At 72.9% G+C, this 18,024-nt stretch carries 14 protein-coding genes; 5 read left to right on the top strand and 9 right to left on the bottom strand.

Features of this window, described 5'->3' with window-relative positions; genetic code table 11:
- On the bottom strand, positions 1–1,143 hold the full coding sequence (locus ACZ46W_RS27825) for a dihydrodipicolinate synthase family protein (RefSeq protein ID WP_468342943.1): 1,143 nt from the start codon (positions 1,141–1,143) through the stop codon (positions 1–3).
- Complete coding sequence (locus tag ACZ46W_RS27820) at positions 1,140–2,291, bottom strand: Gfo/Idh/MocA family protein (protein ID WP_468342941.1); 1,152 nt, start codon at positions 2,289–2,291, stop codon at positions 1,140–1,142. Before ACZ46W_RS27820 ends, ACZ46W_RS27825 begins: the two co-directional genes overlap by 4 nt.
- A 175-nt stretch (positions 2,292–2,466) precedes the next feature.
- Between ACZ46W_RS27820 and ACZ46W_RS27815 the strand changes: the two genes are divergently transcribed.
- From ACZ46W_RS27815 to ACZ46W_RS27795, 5 genes are all read left to right on the top strand, one after another.
- Positions 2,467–3,531, top strand: a complete 1,065-nt coding sequence (locus tag ACZ46W_RS27815) for a LacI family DNA-binding transcriptional regulator (RefSeq protein ID WP_468342939.1) — start codon at positions 2,467–2,469, stop codon at positions 3,529–3,531.
- A 132-nt stretch (positions 3,532–3,663) separates the two neighbouring features.
- Positions 3,664–4,440, top strand: coding sequence for a sugar phosphate isomerase/epimerase family protein (locus ACZ46W_RS27810; protein ID WP_468343421.1), 777 nt, complete (start codon positions 3,664–3,666; stop codon positions 4,438–4,440).
- A 179-nt stretch (positions 4,441–4,619) separates the two neighbouring features.
- A complete protein-coding gene (locus tag ACZ46W_RS27805; protein WP_468342937.1) occupies positions 4,620–5,207 on the top strand; it encodes a hypothetical protein in 588 nt (195 codons plus the stop codon).
- 134 nt (positions 5,208–5,341) lie between these two features.
- Complete coding sequence (locus tag ACZ46W_RS27800; protein ID WP_468342935.1) at positions 5,342–7,174, top strand: glycoside hydrolase family 3 protein; 1,833 nt, start codon at positions 5,342–5,344, stop codon at positions 7,172–7,174.
- An 86-nt stretch (positions 7,175–7,260) separates the two neighbouring features.
- A complete protein-coding gene (locus ACZ46W_RS27795; protein ID WP_468342933.1) occupies positions 7,261–7,854 on the top strand; it encodes a hypothetical protein in 594 nt (197 codons plus the stop codon).
- 25 nt (positions 7,855–7,879) lie between these two features.
- On the opposite strand, the gene ACZ46W_RS27790 is transcribed toward ACZ46W_RS27795, so the two are convergent.
- From ACZ46W_RS27790 to speB, 7 genes are all read right to left on the bottom strand, one after another.
- Positions 7,880–9,310: an aminopeptidase gene (locus tag ACZ46W_RS27790; RefSeq protein WP_468342931.1), complete on the bottom strand. Its 1,431-nt coding sequence runs from the start codon at positions 9,308–9,310 to the stop codon at positions 7,880–7,882.
- Between the two features lie 87 nt (positions 9,311–9,397).
- Complete coding sequence (locus ACZ46W_RS27785; RefSeq protein WP_468342929.1) at positions 9,398–9,826, bottom strand: hypothetical protein; 429 nt, start codon at positions 9,824–9,826, stop codon at positions 9,398–9,400.
- A 52-nt stretch (positions 9,827–9,878) separates the two neighbouring features.
- Positions 9,879–10,226, bottom strand: coding sequence for a hypothetical protein (locus ACZ46W_RS27780; protein ID WP_468342927.1), 348 nt, complete (start codon positions 10,224–10,226; stop codon positions 9,879–9,881).
- 81 nt (positions 10,227–10,307) lie between these two features.
- Entirely contained in the window at positions 10,308–14,021 is a 3,714-nt protein-coding gene (locus ACZ46W_RS27775; RefSeq protein ID WP_468342924.1) for an ABC transporter ATP-binding protein, read from the bottom strand.
- Between the two features lie 99 nt (positions 14,022–14,120).
- Complete coding sequence (locus tag ACZ46W_RS27770; protein ID WP_468343418.1) at positions 14,121–15,014, bottom strand: serine hydrolase; 894 nt, start codon at positions 15,012–15,014, stop codon at positions 14,121–14,123.
- Between the two features lie 140 nt (positions 15,015–15,154).
- Positions 15,155–16,837, bottom strand: a complete 1,683-nt coding sequence (locus tag ACZ46W_RS27765) for a thiamine pyrophosphate-binding protein (RefSeq protein ID WP_468342921.1) — start codon at positions 16,835–16,837, stop codon at positions 15,155–15,157.
- A gap of 137 nt (positions 16,838–16,974) precedes the next feature.
- A complete protein-coding gene (gene speB / locus ACZ46W_RS27760; protein ID WP_468342919.1) occupies positions 16,975–17,949 on the bottom strand; it encodes an agmatinase in 975 nt (324 codons plus the stop codon).
- Between the last annotated feature and the right edge of the window lie 75 nt (positions 17,950–18,024).

Below are 18,024 nucleotides of genomic sequence, written 5' to 3'. Positions count from 1 at the left end.
TCAACTGCCGACTCCGTACACCGTGAGCAGGGACTTCATTCGGGACTCCGCCAGCGCCGGGTCGGGGAACAGGCCCAGTCCGTCGGCCAGTTCGTACGCCCGTGCCAGGTGCGGGAGCGAGCGTGCCGACTGGAGGCCGCCGACCATGGTGAAGTGGTCCTGGTGGCCGGCCAGCCAGGCCAGGAACACCACGCCCGTCTTGTAGAAGCGGGTCGGTGCCTGGAAGAGGTGGCGGGAGAGGGGGACGGTCGGGTCGAGGACGGCGCGGAAGCCCGCCTCGTCACCGGTGTCGAGGCGGCGGACCGCCTCGGCCGCCAGGGGGCCGAGCGGGTCGAAGATGCCGAGCAGCGCGTGGCTGAAGCCGTGTGCGTCGCCCGCGATCAGCTCGGGGTAGTGGAAGTCGTCGCCGGTGTAGCAGCGCACCCCGTCGGGGAGGCGGCGGCGGAGCTCCACCTCGCGCCGCGCGTCCAGGAGGGACACCTTGATGCCGTCGACCTTGTCGGGGTGCTCGGCGATGACCTTCAGGAAGGTGTCGGTCGCGGCGTCCAGGTCGGCCGAGCCCCAGTAGCCCTCCAGGGCGGGGTCGAACATCGGGCCCAGCCAGTGGAGGATCACGGGTTCGGCGGACTGGCGGAGGAGGTGGGCGTACACGGTGAGGTAGTCGTCGGGGCTCGTCGCGGACGCCGCGAGCGCCCGGGAGGCCATGAGGATGGGCTGGGCGCCGCTCTCCTCCACCACCGCCAACTGCTCCTCGTACGCGGCCCGCACGGTGGCCAGGTCCGCCGGGCCGGTGAGCTGGTCGGTGCCGGCGCCCGCCGCGATCCGGCCGCCGGCCGCCTTCGCCTCGGCGCCCGAGCGGCGGATCAGCTCGGCCGCCCCGGCCCAGTCCAGGCCCATGCCGCGCTGGGCGGTGTCCATGGCCTCGGCCACTCCGAGCCCGTGCGCCCACAGGTGGCGGCGGAAGGCGAGGGTGGCGTCCCAGTCGACGGCCGCCGGGGAGTCGGGCGAGACGTCTGCGTACGGGTCGGCCACCACGTGGGCGGCGGAGAAGACCGTACGGGACGCCAAGGGCACGCCGGTGGGGGCGAAGGCCGCGGGTTCGGTACGCGGTTCGTAGGTGCCGTGCGGGAGTCGGATCGTCACAGCGACAGCTCCGGTACGTCGCAACGGCGGCCCTCGGCGGAGGACTTCAGGCCCAGCTCGGCGAGCTGCACGCCGCGCGCGCCCGCCAGGAGGTCCCAGTGGTACGGCTCGTCGAGGACGACGTGGCGCAGGAACAGCTCCCACTGGGCCTTGAAACCGTTGTCGAACTCGGCGTTGTCCGGCACCTCCTGCCACTGGTCGCGGAAGGCCTCCGTGACGGGCACGTCCGGGTTCCACACCGGCTTGGGCGTGGCCGAGCGGTGCTGGACGCGGCAGTCGCGCAGCCCGGCGACGGCCGAGCCGTGGGTGCCGTCGACCTGGAACTCGACGAGTTCGTCGCGGTGGACGCGTACCGCCCAGGAGGAGTTGATCTGCGCGACGGCGCCGCCGGCCAGTTCGAAGATGCCGTACGCGGCGTCGTCGGCGGTGGCGGCGTACGGCTTGCCGTCCTCGTCCCAGCGCTGCGGGATGTGGGTGGTGACGTGGGCGTTGACGCTGGTCACCCGGCCGAACAGCTCGTGCAGGACGTACTCCCAGTGCGGGAACATGTCGACGACGATGCCGCCGCCGTCCTCGGCGCGGTAGTTCCAGGAGGGGCGCTGGGCCTCCTGCCAGTCGCCCTCGAAGACCCAGTAGCCGAACTCCCCCCGTACGGAGAGGATCTCGCCGAAGAAGCCGCCGTCGATGAGGCGCTTCAGCTTGAGCAGACCCGGCAGGAAGATCTTGTCCTGGACGACTCCGTGCTTGATGCCGGCGGCCTGGGCCATGCGGGCGAGCTCCAGGGCGCCGGCGGTATCGGTGGCGGTCGGCTTCTCGGTGTAGACGTGCTTGCCGGCCGCGATGGCCTTGCCGAGGGCGTCGACGCGGGCGGAGGTGACCTGGGCGTCGAAGTAGATGTCGATGGAGCCGTCGGCGAGGACCCCGTCGAGGTCGGTGGACCATTCGGTCAGTCCGTGGCGGTCGGCGAGCGCGCGCAGGGCGTGCTCGCGGCGGCCGACGAGCACCGGCTCGGGCCACAGGACCTGCCCGTCGCCGAGGTCCAGGCCGCCCTGGTCGCGGATCGCGAGGATGGAGCGCACCAGGTGCTGCCGGTACCCCATCCGCCCCGTGACGCCGTTCATGGCGATCCGCACGGTTCTGCGTGTCACGAAGGTCCTCCATGTGTGGTCGGCCCCGTCGCCTGTGTGGTCGGCCCGGTCGCCTGTCGCTTACGGGAGTCTTGCCCGGACAACGTCGTAGCAAGCGCTTTCTATCGGGGATGACGCTAGCCTGCCGACAGCGGCCCGTACAAGGGCCCGGTCCGACTCTCCTCGGAGGAAAGCGATGACAGTCACCCTGGCCGATGTGGCGGCGCGCGCCCGGGTGTCCCCGGCCACCGTCTCCCGCGTCCTCAACGGCAACTACCCGGTCGCGGCCTCCACCCGGGAGCGGGTCCTGCGCGCGGTCGACGAGCTGGACTACGTCCTCAACGGCCCCGCCAGCGCGCTCGCCGCCGCCACCTCCGACCTGGTCGGCATCCTCGTCAACGACATCGCCGACCCGTTCTTCGGGATCATGGCGGGCGCCGCGCAGACCGCGATCGGCGAGGGCGGATCGGGCCGGGCGGGGGGCGAGAAGCTCGCCGTCGTCTGCAACACGGGCGGGTCCCCGGAGCGCGAGCTGACCTACCTGACCCTGCTCCAGCGCCAGCGCGCGGCCGCCGTCGTCCTGACCGGCGGCGCGGTGGAGGACCCGGACCACATCGCGGCCATGGCCGCCAAGCTGGCCAAGCTCGCGGATGCCGGGACCCGGGTGGTGCTGTGCGGGCGGCCGCCGGTGCCGGCGGCGGGCGACGCGATCGCGGCCGCGCTGACGTTCGACAACCGGGGCGGCGGGCGCCGGCTGACGGAGCATCTGCTGACGCTGGGCCACCGGCGCATCGGGTACGTCGCCGGTCCGGCCGAGCGCACCACCACCCGCCACCGCCTGGAGGGCCACCGCGCGGCGATGGAGGCGGCCGGGCTCGCTGGCGGCCTGGACCGGCTCACCGTGCACGGGTCCTACGACCGGCGCTCGGGCTACGACGCGACGCTGGAGCTGCTGCGCCGTGACCCGGACCTGACGGCGATCGTCGCCGCGAACGACACGGTCGCGCTGGGCGCCTGCGCCGCGCTGCGCGACCAGGGGCTGCGCATCCCGGACGACGTCTCCGTGGCGGGCTTCGACGACCTGCCGTTCTCGGTGGACGCGGTGCCCGCCCTCACCACCGTACGGCTGCCGCTCCACGAGGCGGGCGCGCGTGCCGGGCGGCTGGCGACGCGCACGGAGGCGCCGCCACCGGGTGGCATCGCGACCATCGCCGGGGAGCTGATGGTCCGGGCGTCGACGGGGCGGCCGCGCGGGCGCTGACCCGGCGCCATCGCGGAAGGACCGGGTACGCGGGGCGGCCCCGGCACTCGTGGTCCGCCATGTCCGGGCGCCTTGCGGGTACGTTCCACGGGAGTGAGACCGGACCCGCGCCGTACGAAGGAGCTCCAGACCGTGAAGTACGCCTTCTCCACCCTCGGTGTCCCCGGGATGCCGGTCCCCGACGTCGTCCGCCTCGCCGTGGACAGCGGCTACCAGGGCGTGGAGCTGCGCGCCCACCCCGAGGAGCCGGTGCACCCCGGGCTGGTGGCGCACGAGAGGCGGGCCGTGGTCGAGGAGTTCGCGCGGGAGGGCGTCGAGATCCTGACGGTGGCGGGGTACGCGCGCGTGGCGGAGGCCGGGGACGACGAGCCCGTGTACGAGGAGCTGCACCGGCTCCTGTACCTGGCGGCCGACCTGGGCGCGTCGTACGTGAGGGTGTTCCCGGGCGGCGGCGACCAGGACCCGGCGCGGGCGGACGCGACGGCGGCCCGCCGGCTGGGCGTGGCGGCGGAGGTCGCCGCGGACCTGGGCGTGCGGGTCCTGGTGGAGACCCACGACTCGCACCGCACCGGTGCGGACGTGGCCAGGATCGTGGGGGCGGTCGGCCACAAGCACGTGGGCGCCCTGTGGGACGTGATGCACCCCTGGTCGGCGGGCGAGGCCCCGGCGGCCACGCACGCGGTGCTGGCGCCGTACCTGGGCTACGTCCAGGTCAAGGACATCGCCTCGGCGGAGGACCCCACGCCGCTGCCCCTCGGCGCCGGGGTGCTGCCGCTCGCCGAGTGCCTGGCGCTGGTGGGCGGCGAGGGCTGGGCCTGCTGGGAGTACGAGAAGCGGTGGTACCCGCAGGCGGCCGACCTGCCGCCGCTGCTCGCGGCGGGCCGGGAGCACTTGGCGGCGATCGCCTAGGCGCCCCCTCCTGGGTGCCCCACTCCTGGGTGCCCCACCCGCGTCCGTGCGCTTTTCGGGCGGGCTCCGGCCGACACGACGTCACCCTGGCACGGGGATCGGCGTCCGGGTGTGAATCTGTCGTGGCGTCCCCGGGAACCGGCCGGGGAGCCCCGCGGCCGCGCCCGAGAGGGAGTCCCATGGTGTCCAGACGCCGTTTCGTGCAAGCCGGCGGTCTGACCGCCGCCGCGTGGGCACTGGGCGGGCCGTCGGCGCTCGCCGGGGCGCTGACGCGCGAACCTCCCCCGGTCGGGGACCACGTCCCGGCCACGGAGCTGGGAAGCACGGCGGACTGTCCCGTACCGTCCGAGCACGACCCGGAGGTCATCAGGACCGTCTACCGGGTCGGCGGCCAGTGGGGCGTCAACGACAAGGTGATGCTCGCCGGCTTCGAGGCCGGGTGGGTCGAGTCCCACATGAACAACCTCCCCTGCGGGCACCTCGACTCGGTCGGCGTCTTCCAGCAGCGCCCGAGTCAGGGCTGGGGCACCCGCGAACAGTGCATGGACGTCACGTACGCGTCCAACGCCTTCTTCACCCGGGCCGTCGAGGCCGACCGCGCCCATCCCGAGTGGACCGCCGGCCAGGTCGCGCAGAGCGTGCAGCGGTCGGCCTATCCCGAGCGGTACGACCAGGCCGAGGCGAAGGCCCGCGCTCTCCTCGAAGAGGCGCGGGCGGGCAGTGGCGGGCCGGTGACGGCCCCGGAGTCACGGGCCGATGCCGTGTAGGGCGGCCGTGGCGGCCCTTGCCCCTCCGCCCCTTTCCCGGCGCGGTGTGCGCGGGTCCTTGACCTGGCAGTTACTTTCCGGCTATCCGTGACTCCTTGGAAGTTTCCTTCATCCGGATGGCCGGAAGGAGCACCATGCACCACCGAGCCACACCCACCACCCCCTCCAGACGCACCCTCCTCACCGTCACCGCCGCCACTGCCGCGGCCGCAGCCGTCGGCGCAGTGACCACCCCCGCCGGGGCGGCGACCGGCGAGGACCGCCGCCTCAAGCGGCTCATCTCCCGTATGAGCCTGGAGGAGAAGGTCGGCCAGCTCTTCGTCATGCGGGTCTACGGGCACTCCGCGACCGCCCCCGACCAGGCCGACATCGACGCCAACCTCAAGGAGATCGGCGTCCGCACCGCCGCCGAGCTGATCGCCACGTACCACGTCGGCGGCATCATCTACTTCTCCTGGGCCCACAACACCCGCGACCCGCACCAGATCGCCGACCTGTCCAACGGCATCCAGCGCGCCGGGCTCGCCCAGCCGGTCCCCGTCCCGGTCCTCATCTCCACCGACCAGGAGCACGGCATCGTCGCCCGGATAGGGGAACCCGCCACCCTCATGCCCGGCGCCATGGCGCTCGGTGCGGGCGGCTCGCGCTCCGACGCCCGCCGTGCCGCCCGCGTGGCCGGCGCCGAGCTGGCCGCGATGGGCATCCGCCAGAACTACGCGCCCGTGGCCGACGTCAACGTCAACCCGGCCAACCCCGTCATCGGCGTACGCTCCTTCGGCGCCGACCCGCAGGCCGTCGCCGGTATGGTCGCCGCCCAGGTCAGCGGCTACCAGCGGGCGGGCATCGCCGCCACGTCCAAGCACTTCCCCGGGCACGGCGACACGTCCGTCGACAGCCACTACGGCCTGCCGACCATCACCCACACGCGAGAGCAGTGGAACACGCTCGACGCGCCGCCGTTCCGGGCCGCCATCGCCGCCGGGATCGACTCGATCATGACGGCGCACATCGTCGTCCCGGCCCTCGACCCGGCCGAGGACCCCGCCACCCTCTCCCGCCCCATCCTCACCGGCATCCTCCGCGAGCAACTCGGGTACGACGGCGTCGTCGTGACCGACTCGCTCGGCATGGAAGGCGTACGCACCAAGTACGGCGACGACCGCGTCCCCGTCCTCGCCCTCAAGGCCGGCTGCGACCAACTGCTCAACCCGCCCAAGCTGTCCGTGGCCTGGAACGCCGTCCTCAAGGCCGTACAGAGCGGCGAGATCAGCGAGGCCCGCATCGAGGAATCGATTCTCCGCATCCTCCGCCTGAAGGCGAAACTGGGCCTGTTCCACGACCCGTACGTCGCCCACGACTCCGTGGACCGCACCGTCGGCACCCGACCGCACCTCACCGCGGCCGACCGGATCGCCGAGCGGACCACCACCCTGCTGCTCAACGACGGCGGACTGCTCCCGCTCAGCCCCGCCGACCGGCCGAACCTCCTCGTCGTGGGCGCCGACGTCGCCTCGCCCTCCGGGACGACCGGCCCGCCGACCACCACCCTGGCCGCCGCCCTCACCGAACTCGGCTTCACCACCCGGGTGCTGCCGACCGGAACCGCCCCGACCGCCGCGAAGATCGACGAGGCGGTCGCGGCGGCGGCCGGCAAGGACGCCGTGGTCGTCGGGACGTACAACGTCTCGGCCACCAGCAGCCAGCGCACCCTGGTGTCCCGGCTCGCGGCCACCGGCGTCCCCGTCGTCACGGTCGCCATCCGCAACCCCTACGACATCGCACGCCTCAGCGGCCAGCGCGCCACGCTCGCCACCTACTCCTGGACCGACGTCGAACTCCGCGCCGCAGCACGGGTCATCGCGGGGCGGGCGCGGCCGGAGGGCCGGCTGCCCGTGCCCGTACAGCGCGCGGACGATCCGGCCCAGGTGCTGTACCCGATGGGCTACGGCCTGACGTACAAATCCTGACGTACAAATAGCGCAATACCCCCGACGCGTCTGGCGTGTGCCCGCCACGGCGGGTCACGCTGGGCGCGAGGATCGGGGGGTCTGGCATGCGTCGGCGACGAGCCATGGGCGCCCTGCTGCTGACGGCGGCGCTCATCACCGGCTGTGAGCAGGCACGCGGGGGCGCGCCCGTCGGCTTCGAGGAGAGCGCCACCGGCTACGGCGAGGTCTTCCTCGGCCCCGGCGAGTGCAGCACCCGTGGCCGGGACTTCCGCGAGGTGGTCTGCGGCAGCGAGCGGGCGGTGGCACGGGTGCTGACCCGGTACGCGGGGCCGCCGGCCGACGGGCCGGTCTGCCCCCGGACCACCGACTTCGTGCTGCACGTCTCCGAGAACCGCCCCGCCGTCGACGAGGACGGCGACGGGGCGGTGGCGCGGGGCTACGCCTGCATGCGCAACCTCCGGCCGCCGCACCCGGGCGACCCCGGGGGCGGCGGCGGCCCGTACACGGTCGCCGGGGACTGCCTGTACGACTCCCGCGCGGGCCAGGTGAAGGAGACGGCCTGTGACGGCTCCGGCGCGCGGCGGCCGGAGTACCGGGTGGCGAAGGCCGTGGAGCGGCGGTCGCGGTGCCCGGCGTGGACGGACCTGTACGTCGAGTTGGGCGGCGAGCAGCCGGTGGGCTGCGCGCGCCGCCTGTGAGCGGTACGCGCAGCCCCGGTGCGCCTCAGGGGCGCAGCGTCTGCTCGCGCTTCAGCTCCCGCTTGTCCAGGCGCGGGTCGTACGTCGCCAGCGGCGCCGCGCGCTGCGCGTCCGCCGGTGCGACGCCCGCCCAGGCCAGGATGCGCGCCGTGGCCTTCGTACGCTCGGCCTCGGTCAGGCCCGCGACGTTGGCGCCGTGGTTGGCGCCCGGCGCGGTCATGACGTAGGAGTCGCGGGCACCCTTGTCGACGCGGAACTTCTCGGCGCCCCACGGGTCGTTGCCGCCGTACACGAAGAGCATGCCGCGCCCCTGGGTGCGTACCCAGGTGTCGACGTCACGCATCACCCACGGCTTGAACCGCATGGGGATGTCACGCGGCACGAAGTTGCGGGCGGGCTGGTAGCCGTACCGGGTCAGGCCCTTGAGGTGCTCCATCCGCATGCTGGGCGAGCCGAGTTCGGTGGCGGCCTGGTAGTAGTACGGGGTGTACGGTTCCAGGCCCTGGTCGGAGTAGAAGGACCAGCCGGAGTACGTGTCGATGGTGTCGTACACGGCCTGGTCGGTGGCCGTGGCGGCATCGGGGATCGAGGCGCAGTCGGCCTCGGTGTGGTACTGCCAGAAGCCCCAGACGAAGTCCAGGACGACCGCCTCGTACGCCTTGTCCAGGCTGCCGACGGTGTTGAAGGTCGCGCCCTCGGCCTCCGCCCAGGTGCGGAACCTCTCCTGGAGCGGCGCCCGGCGGACGAGCGCCTCGCGCTGGAGGGCGTTCAGCCGGTCGCGGCACTCCTGGGTGGAGACGCCCGCGAAGAACCGGTCGTACGCCGCGTCCTCCTTCTCCACCACGTCGTTGGGGGCGACGTAGGCGACGACGCCGTCCATGTCACGGGGGTAGAAGCGCTCGTAGTAGGTGGCGGTCATGCCGCCCTTGGAGGCGCCGGTGGCCAGCCACTTGCGGTCGTAGATCTTCTTCAGCGCGGTGAAGATCCGGTGCTGGTCGGAGGCGGCCTGCCAGATGTCCAGCTTGGACCAGTCGGCGGGCTGGGGGCGGGACGGGGTGAAGAAGCGGTACTCCATGGAGACCTGGTTGCCGTCCACGATCCGGGTCGGCTCGGCGCGCCCGGGGCGGGTGCTGACGGCGTATCCACTGGTGTGGAAGACGGTGGGGCGGCTGGTGTCCTTGTGCAGCAGGGTCAGGCGCTGCTGGAAGGTGCCCTTGGAGCGGTCGCGGTGGTCGACCGGCTGGGTGTAGGTGAGGACGAAGTAGCGGTAGCCGGGGTAGGGCTTCTCCTCCACCAGGGTCATCCCGGGTATCGCCAGGATTCGGTCCTTGATGTCGGTGGTCGTGCCGTTGGTCGTGCCGCTGTCGGCGGGCCCGGCGGCGGTGGCCGTGCCGGCCGCGCTCACGGTGCCTATGAGCACCACGAGAGACAGCAGCCATCTGAGCGCCTTGCGCATTCACCCTCCACGTGGGTTTGCGGTGGTCGCCGCGAACCTAGTGGGGTCAACGTGCTTGCCGCCAGACCTGATTGGGCCCCGGGCCGGTCAGCAGAGGATCCATCCTGTGGAGGCGCCCTTGCCCGCGACCGCGCCGGACGCGCGCACGCACCGGTTGAGGGCGTGCACGGTGACGGGCCCGGCCTGCCGGGTGAACGCCCCCGCGTCGACGGCGGCCCGTCCGCCGCGCGGCTGGATGGACACCGACATGGCGCGCCGGGCGCCGGGCTTCTTGGCGACGGTCATGGCGCACGCGTACTGGCGGTTCTTGTACACGCGCAGCTCGCCGGTGCTGAACGCCATCGTCTTGACGAGCCGCCCGGAACAGGCCGTGGCCGCCGCGTCGGCACGTGGCGTGCCGGGTCCCGCGAGGACGAGGAAGCCCGCGGCGACCAGCACCGCGAGCACGTGTATGAGCAGTCGTCCTGCCCTGGCCGTGGCCACCCCACCGAACACGCTTGCTCCCCTCCGCCTCATGAGCGTACGTGCGTACGACGCGCTGGAGCGCCGAACGGTTGCCCGGGGGCGCCTAGGCGTAGCTGAGGATCGCGAACAGCGCGAGCGCCTCGGCGCCGAGCTGCGTCCGGAAGGCGTCCTTGCGCACGGCGTCCGTCCGCGCCCCGCGATCGGGCGTGACCAGCGCGACGAGCCACAGCACCCCGGCGGCCAGGGAGCTGTACAGCCACACCCAGCCCGGCATGCCCACGCACTGCTCGCCGCCCTTCACGACGCATCCGGACGCCCGCTCGGAGAACAGCGTCAGGAACCCGACCACCACGCAGGCGGGCAGGAACGCCACGGCGGCGATGGTCGCGCGGACACGCATGCGGAGGGCGAGGTCGGAGGGCGCAGGCGCGCCGGCCGGGTCGGTGCTCATGCCCTCATCCCACCGCCCGGCGCCCACCGGCGGAATGCGCCCGGGTACTCAGAAGCCCGGGCGCCCGTACTCACCCGCGCGTCACGCCGTCGCCGCCGGGGTCTCCGCCGGGGCCTCGCCGATGAAGGTGCGCCACAGCTCGGCGTAGCGGCCGCCGCGGGCCAGCAGCTCGTCGTGGGTGCCGTCCTCGGCGACGCGGCCGTGGTCCATGACGACCACCCGGTCCGCGCGGGCCGCCGTGGTGAGGCGGTGGGCGACCACCAGGGTGGTGCGGCGGCCGGCGAGGCGGTCGGTGGCGGCGTTGACCTGCGCCTCCGTGGCCAGGTCCAGCGCGGCCGTCGCCTCGTCGAGCAGCAGCACGTCGGGGTCGACCAGCTCGGCGCGCGCGAGGGCGATCAACTGCCGCTGGCCCGCCGACAGGTTCCGCCCGCGCTCGGCGACCTCGTGCAGGTACCCGCCGTCCAGCGTGGCGATCATGTCGTGGGCGCCGACCGCCCGGGCCGCCGCCTCCACCTCCGCGTCGGTCGCCTCCGGCCGCCCGTACGCGATGGCGTCGCGGACCGTCCCGGCGAAGAGGTACGCCTCCTGGGGGACGACCCCCAGCCGGTGCCGGTACGCGGTCAGGTCGAGGTCCCGCAGGTCGGTGCCGTCGGCGGTGACCCGGCCGGACGTCGGGTCGTAGAACCGGGCGACCAGCTTGACCAGCGTCGACTTGCCGGCGCCCGTCTCGCCGACGAACGCGACGGTCTGCCCGGCCGGGATGCGCAGGTCGACCCCGCTGAGGGCGGCTTCGTCGTCCCCGTACGCGAAGGAGACGTCCTCGAAGGCGATCTCGCCCCGGAGGGAGGACACCGGCCGCGGCTTCGCCGGGGCGGCCGTGGACGTCTTCTCGCGCAGCAGCTCCTGCATCCGCCCCAGCGAGACGGCCGCCTGCTGGTAGCCGTCGAAGACCTGCGACAACTGCTGCACGGGCGCGAAGAACAGGTCGATGTAGAGCAGGTAGGCGACCAGGGCGCCGGTCGTCAGCGTCCCGGCCTCGACCCGCCCCGCGCCCACGATCAGCACCGCCGCGGCCGCGACCGACGACAGGAACTGGACGAACGGGAAGTAGACCGAGATCAGCCACTGGCCACGCACGCGTGCCGCCCGGTACTCGGCGCTGCGCGCCGCGAACCGCTCCGTGCCCGACCGCTCGCGCCGGAACGCCTGCACGATCCGCAGCCCGGACACCGACTCCTGGAGGTCGGCGTTGACGACGCTGATCCGCTCCCGCGCCAGCTCGTACGCCTTCACACTCGACCGGCGGAAGAAGAACGTGCCGACCACCAGTACCGGCAGCGTCGCGAAGACGACCAGTGCGAGCTGCACGTCGATCACGACGAGCGCGATCATGATGCCGAAGAACGTCACCAGCGACACGAACGCGGTCACGAGCCCGGTCTGGAGGAACGTCGACAGGGCGTCCACGTCCGTCGTCATCCGGGTCATGATCCGCCCGGTCAGCTCGCGCTCGTAGTAGTCGAGCCCCAGGCGCTGGAGCTGCGCGAAGATCTTCAGGCGCAGCGCGTACAGCACCCGCTCGCCGGTCCGGCCGGTCATCCGGATCTCACCGGTCTGCGCCGCCCACTGCACCAGCACCGTCACCAGCGCCAGCGCGGACGCCGCCCACACCGCGCCCAGCGCGGCCTGCTCGACGCCTTCGTCGATGCCGTGCCGGATCAGGATCGGCAGCAGCAGGCCCATGCCCGCGTCGACCGCCACGAGGAACAGGCTGACCAGCAGCGCCGCCCCGAAGCCGCGCAGCAGCCTGCGCAGCCCGTAGGACTCCTCGGGCGTGACCGCCCGTGCCTCGTCGACCGCCGGGGTGTCCGTCGCCGGCGGCAGCGCCTCGACCTGGGCGAGCAGCTCGGGCGTGGCGCCCGGCGCCGCCGACTCCTCGACGGGCTGTTCCCGCTCCCACAGGGCCGGTGTGATGCCCCGTTCCGCGTCGAATTCGGCGTCCAGCTCCTCCCGTACCGTGCGGTCCTCCGGCATCTCCAGGGGCACGGCGTGGCCGGGCGAGACGCCGCCCAGCTCGTCGGGGTCGGTCAGCAGCCGCCGGTAGAGCGCCGAGCGCCGCTCCAGCTCCTCGTGCGTACCGATGTCGGACAGCCGCCCGTCGTCGAGGACGGCGATCCGGTCGGCGAGGTTCAGGGTGGAGCGGCGGTGGGCGATCAGCAGGGTGGTGCGCCCGGCCATGACGGACCGCAGCGCTTCGTGGATCTCGTGCTCGATACGGGCGTCGACCGCCGAGGTGGCGTCGTCGAGGAGCAGCAGTCTGGGGTCGGTGAGGATCGCCCGGGCGAGCGCGATGCGCTGGCGCTGCCCCCCGGAGAGGGTCAGGCCGTGCTCGCCGACCTTGGTGCCGTACCCCTCGGGCAGGTCGTTGATGAAGCCGTCGGCCTGCGCGGCCCGGGCCGCCGTGCGGATCTCCTCGTCGGTGGCGTCGGGCTTGCCGTAGGCGATGTTGGCGCGGACGGTGTCGGAGAAGAGGAAGCTGTCCTCCGGTACGAGGCCGATGGCGTCCCGCAGGGAGGCGAGGGTCAGCTCGCGCACGTCGTGCCCGCCGACCAGGACGGCGCCGTGCGTCACGTCGTAGAAGCGCGGCAGGAGCAGCGAGACGGTCGACTTGCCGCTGCCGGAGGAGCCGACCACGGCGACCGTCTCGCCGGGGCGGATCTCCAGCGAGAAGCCGTCGAGGACGGGCCGGCCGTCCTCGTAGGCGAACGACACGTCGTCGAACTCGACGCTCGCCGGGGCGTCGGCCGGCAGCTCCTTGGTGCCGTCCTGGATCACCGGTTCGGTGTCGATGAGCTCCAGGACGCGCTCGACGCCCGCACGGGCCTGCTGGCCGACGGTGAGGACCATGGCGAGCATCCGGACCGGGCCGACGAGCTGCGCGAGGTAGGTGGAGAACGCGACGAACGTGCCCAGGGTGATCTGGCCCCGGGTGGCCAGCCAGCCGCCGAGCGCCAGCATGGCGACCTGCCCGAGCGCGGGCACGGACTGGAGGGCCGGGGTGTAGCGGCTGTTCAGCTTGATGGTGCGCATCCGGCCGGCGAACAGTTTGCGGCTCGCCTCGCGGATCTTGCCGGTCTCCTGCTCCTCCTGCCCGAAGCCCTTGACCACGCGTACGCCGGTCACGGCGCCGTCGACCACTCCCGCGACGTGGGCGGCCTGTGCCTGGGCGTACCAGGTGGCGGGGTGGAGCCGGGTGCGGCTGCGCTTGGCGATCCACCACAGGGCGGGGGCGACGGCGAGCGCGACGAGGGTGAGCGGCAGCGACAGCCACGCCATGACGACGAGGGAGATCAGGAAGAGCAGGAAGTTCCCGATGGTCATCGGGAGCATGAACAGCAGGCCCTGGATGAGCTGGAGGTCGCTGGTGGCGCGGCCGACGACCTGTCCGGTGGACAGCTCGTCCTGCCGCCGCCCGTCGAGCCGCATGATCGTCCCGTACATCTCGGTGCGCAGGTCGTGCTGCACGTCGAGGGCGAGGCGGCCGCCGTAGTACCGGCGTATGTACGTCAGGACGTAGACGGCGACGGCGGCGGCGATCAGCAGCCCGGTCCAGACGGCGAGGGAGCGCGTGCCGGCGCCGATGACGTCGTCGATGACGACCTTGGTGATCAGCGGGACGATGGCCATGACGGCCATGCCCGCGAGGGACGACCCGAGCGCGAGCACCACGTTGCGCCGGTAGCGCCAGGCGTACCCGGACAGCCGTCGTGCCCATCCCTGCTCTGCCGCCGCCACGTGGTGCCTCCCGTTGGATCCCGTCGACCTGTTCGACCTGATCTACCGGAAGGCACCAACGCGGGCGCGGACGGATTTCATCCCTCCGCCGCCGCTGGACTAGCGCGGGGCGCTCACCAGGTCCTGGGCGGCACGGCCGGGCACGGCCGGGACGGCCTCCTGCGGGACGGCCGGCGGGACGAAGCTGTCGCTCCTCGCGGCGCCCGGGTTGAGGTCGGCGTGGACCACGCGCGCGACGGCCTGGATGGTGTTGATGCCGTCCTGCATGGTCGCGTTGTCGTGCGTGAGGACGGTGATCTGGTAGTTGTGCGCCGTGCCGGTGAAGGCGCCGATGGAGTGCACGCGCCAGCCGTGGGTGGCGCGCGGCAGCCAGCCGTTCTTCACGTGGATCTTCGCGGTGCCGGGGGCACCGGCGGGGGTGCCCCAGCGCTGCGAGGAGACGACCTTGTTCATCAGGTCGAGGATGTAGGCGCGCGAGGCGTCGGTGAGGACGGTGTTCTTCGCGGTGATCAGGGCCAGCAGCTTCTGCTGGTCACGGGCGGTGATCTGGGTGAGCCCCCAGTAGCCGCCGGAGCCGGGGACGGTCTTGGTCATGCCGGCCGCGGCGAGGAAGCCCTTGACCTTGGTCACGCCGAGCTGCTTCCACAGCGCGCTGGTGGCGTCGTTGTCCGACTTGGTGATCATGGCCGTGGCGCGCGACTTCTCGGTCGCGGTCAGCGCCCGCTTGGACTTCTGCGCGTCCCACAGGAGCGTGGCGAGCACGGTCGTCTTGACCACGCTGGCGGAGTCGAACTGCGTGTCCGGCCGCAGGACGCAGCTCGTCTTGGTCACGCGGTCGTTGACGAGGATCGCGGTGGTGGACTTGCGGCCCTTGAGCGCGGCGTTGATGTCGTTGACCAGTTTGGCGGCGAGGCCCGCCTTCTGGGAGGTGCACGCCACGGCCGGTGTCGCGGCGGAGGCGGGGGTGACGCCGGCGGCGGTCGGCAGGAGCACCCCGAGGGCGACCGCGGCGCACAGGGACCCGCGCCCGCGGCGGGATATGGAGAGTCTGTTCACGCATTCGATGACTCGGCAGGACGGGAAAAGTTGTACGCACGGGGCTCATCGGCCCGGTGAACCCCGTGCGGCTTCCGTCACAGGTGGGTCGGCGCGAACATCTTCAGCACGGCGGGCAGCACGACCACCGAAGGGCCGGGCAGGCGAAGGGAGTTCGCGAGGTCCTCGCGGAGGGCCTTCGGTGTGGTCCGTACGGCGGGGACGCCGAACGACTCGGCGAGCGCCACGAAGTCCGGGCGGGCCAGTTCGGTGCCGGTGGCCGCGCCGAAGGCGTCGGTCATGTACTCGCGGAGGATGCCGTATCCGCCGTCGTCGACGATCAGCCAGGTGACGTTCAGCCCGTACTGCTTCGCCGTGGCCAGCTCGGCGATCGAGTACATGGCGCCGCCGTCGCCGGAGACGGCCAGCACGGGGCGCGTGGGGTCGGCCGCGGCTGCGCCGAGAGCGGCCGGGAAGCCGTAGCCGAGGCCGCCGGCGCCCTGTGCGGAGTGCATGGTGTTGGGGCGGCGGGCGTCGAAGGCGGACCAGGCCCAGTAGGCGAGGATCGTCATGTCCCAGCAACTGGGCGCGTCGTCCGGGAGGGCGTCGCGCACGGCGGCGAGGACCTGCCGTTCCAGGGTGAGGTCCTGGCCGTCGATCCGCGCCCGGACCTTGTCCAGCACGGTACGGACGCGGTCGGCGGCGTGCTCGTCCGTCCTCGTGCCCACGGTTTCGAGGAGCGCCGACAGGGCCAGGCGGGCGTCGGCGTGGATGCCGAGGGCGGGGTGGTTGGACTCCAGCTTGCCGAGGTCGGCCTCGATCTGGATCACCCGGCCGCGCGGGGCGAAGGTGTGGTAGTTCGAGGACAGTTCGCCGAGTCCGGAGCCCACGACGAGGAGGACGTCGGCGTCCTCCAGGAAATCGGTGGTGTGCCGGTCCTCCAGCCAGGACTGGAGGGACAGCGGGTGCTCCCACGGGAAGGCGCCCTTGCCGCCGAAGGTCGTCACCACCGGTGCCTGGAGGCGCTCGGCCAGGGCCAGGAGCTTGCCGGACGCGTCGGAGCGCACCACTCCGCCGCCCGCGACGATCGCGGGCCGCTCGGCGTTCGCGAGCAGGTGCGCGGCGAGGGCCGTCAGCTCGGGGCGGGGCGGGAGGTCCTCGGGGGTGGCGTCCATGGCGGTGACCACGGGCAGGGCGGCCTCGGCCGTCAGCACGTCCTGGGGGATCTCCACCCAGACCGGGCCGTGGGGCGCGGTCAGCGCGGACTCCCAGGCGGCGGCGATCGCGGACGGGATCTGCGACTGGCTACGCACGGTGTGCACGGACTTGACGATGTCGCGGAACGACGCCTGCTGGTCGCGCAGTTCGTGCAGGTAGCCGTGGCGCCCGCCGCCCAGCCCGGCGGCCGGGACCTGGCTGCCGATGGCGAGGACGGGCGCGCTGGCGGCGGCCGCCTCCTGGAGCGCGGCCAGCGACATCAGGGCGCCGGGGCCGGTGGACAGCAGCAGCGGGGCGGCCTCGCCGGTGATCCTGCCGTACGCGTCGGCGGCGAAACCCGCGTTGTTCTCGACGCGCAGGCCCACGTACCGGAGCTTCGAGCGGCGCAGCGCGTCGAACATGCCGAGCGCGTGCTGGCCGGGCAGCCCGAACACCGTGGTGGCCCCGAGCCCGGCCAGCGTCTCGACGACGAGGTCACCACCGGTGCGCCCGGCCGGAGGGTTCAGGGCGGCCTCGGTCTGCGCGGCGGTGGGCCGCAGCACCAGGTCGTGGTCGTGGGTCACGTGGCGTCCTTTCGGGGAGGAGGTGGTTGTGGGCATCCGTTCCGCAGAGGGGTCCCCCCAGGATGAAGTCCTGGGGGATAAGGGTGGGCACCACCACCACCGGGCCGCACCCGACCGCGCGCCTGAGGCCCCGCGTCCTACGCCTGACGCGCCGCCGCGATCTGGCGGGACATGATCGTCGTCAGCTCGTACGCCGTGTGGGAGGCGGCCACGGACGTGATCTCGGCGTGGTCGTACGCCGGGGCGACCTCGACGACATCGGCCGAGACCAGGTTGCAGGAGGCCAGGCCGCGCAGGATCTCCAGCAGCTCGCGGGAGGTCATGCCGCCCGCCTCGGGGGTGCCGGTGCCCGGGGCGTGGGCCGGGTCGAGGCAGTCGATGTCGATGGAGATGTACAGCGGGCGGTCGCCGATGCGCTGGCGGAGCTGGTCGGCGATCTCGTCGGCGCCGCGCCGGTAGACATCGGCCGAGGTGACGATGCCGAAGCCCATCTTCTCGTCGTCGGTCAGGTCCTGCTTGCCGTACAGCGGGCCGCGCGTACCGACGTGCGACAGGGCCTCGGTGTCGAGGATGCCCTCCTCGACGGCCCGGCGGAACGGCGTGCCGTGCGTGTACTCGGCGCCAAAGTAGGTGTCCCAGGTGTCGAGGTGGGCGTCGAAGTGGAGCAGCGCGACGGGGCCGTGCTTCTTGGCGACGGACCGCAGCAGGGGCAGCGCGATGGTGTGGTCGCCGCCCAGGGTCATCAGGCGGGCGCCGGTGCCGAGCAGCTCGTCGGCGGCGGCCTCCACGGTCTCGACGGCCTCGTTGATGTTGAACGGGTTCACGGCGATGTCGCCGCCGTCCGCGACCTGGGCCAGCGCGAAGGGCGAGGCGTCCTGCGCCGGGTTGTAGGGGCGCAGGAGGCGGGACGCCTCGCGGATGGCGTTGCCGCCGAAGCGGGCGCCGGGACGGTAGGAGACGCCCGAGTCGAAGGGCACGCCGACGACGGCGACATCGGCGGTGCCGACCTCGTCGAGCCGCGGCAGCCGCGCGAACGTGGCGGGTCCGGCGTACCGCGGGATGCGGGACGAGTCGATGGGGCCGCGCGGGGTCACGTTCTCGTTGCTGCTCATGTCCAGATGCCTTCTTTCACCGACTTCGAGGCTTATCGACCCATAAGGCTAACCGTGGGGCCGGTGACGACAGTA

The sequence above is a fragment of the Streptomyces sp. NPDC031064 genome, assembly GCF_055570965.1.
This window is presented reverse-complemented; position numbering and strand designations above follow the sequence as displayed.

Excerpts from the sequence above, each read along its gene's own strand:
- ACZ46W_RS27815 (WP_468342939.1), top strand. The coding sequence starts at position 2,467 with ATGACAGTCACCCTGGCCGATGTGGCGGCGCGCGCCCGGGTGTCCCCG.
- ACZ46W_RS27805 (WP_468342937.1), top strand. The coding sequence starts at position 4,620 with ATGGTGTCCAGACGCCGTTTCGTGCAAGCCGGCGGTCTGACCGCCGCC.
- ACZ46W_RS27800 (WP_468342935.1), top strand. The coding sequence starts at position 5,342 with ATGCACCACCGAGCCACACCCACCACCCCCTCCAGACGCACCCTCCTC.
- ACZ46W_RS27795 (WP_468342933.1), top strand. The coding sequence starts at position 7,261 with ATGCGTCGGCGACGAGCCATGGGCGCCCTGCTGCTGACGGCGGCGCTC.
- ACZ46W_RS27790 (WP_468342931.1), bottom strand. The coding sequence starts at position 9,310 with ATGCGCAAGGCGCTCAGATGGCTGCTGTCTCTCGTGGTGCTCATAGGC.
- ACZ46W_RS27785 (WP_468342929.1), bottom strand. The coding sequence starts at position 9,826 with ATGAGGCGGAGGGGAGCAAGCGTGTTCGGTGGGGTGGCCACGGCCAGG.
- ACZ46W_RS27780 (WP_468342927.1), bottom strand. The coding sequence starts at position 10,226 with ATGAGCACCGACCCGGCCGGCGCGCCTGCGCCCTCCGACCTCGCCCTC.
- speB (WP_468342919.1), bottom strand. The coding sequence starts at position 17,949 with ATGAGCAGCAACGAGAACGTGACCCCGCGCGGCCCCATCGACTCGTCC.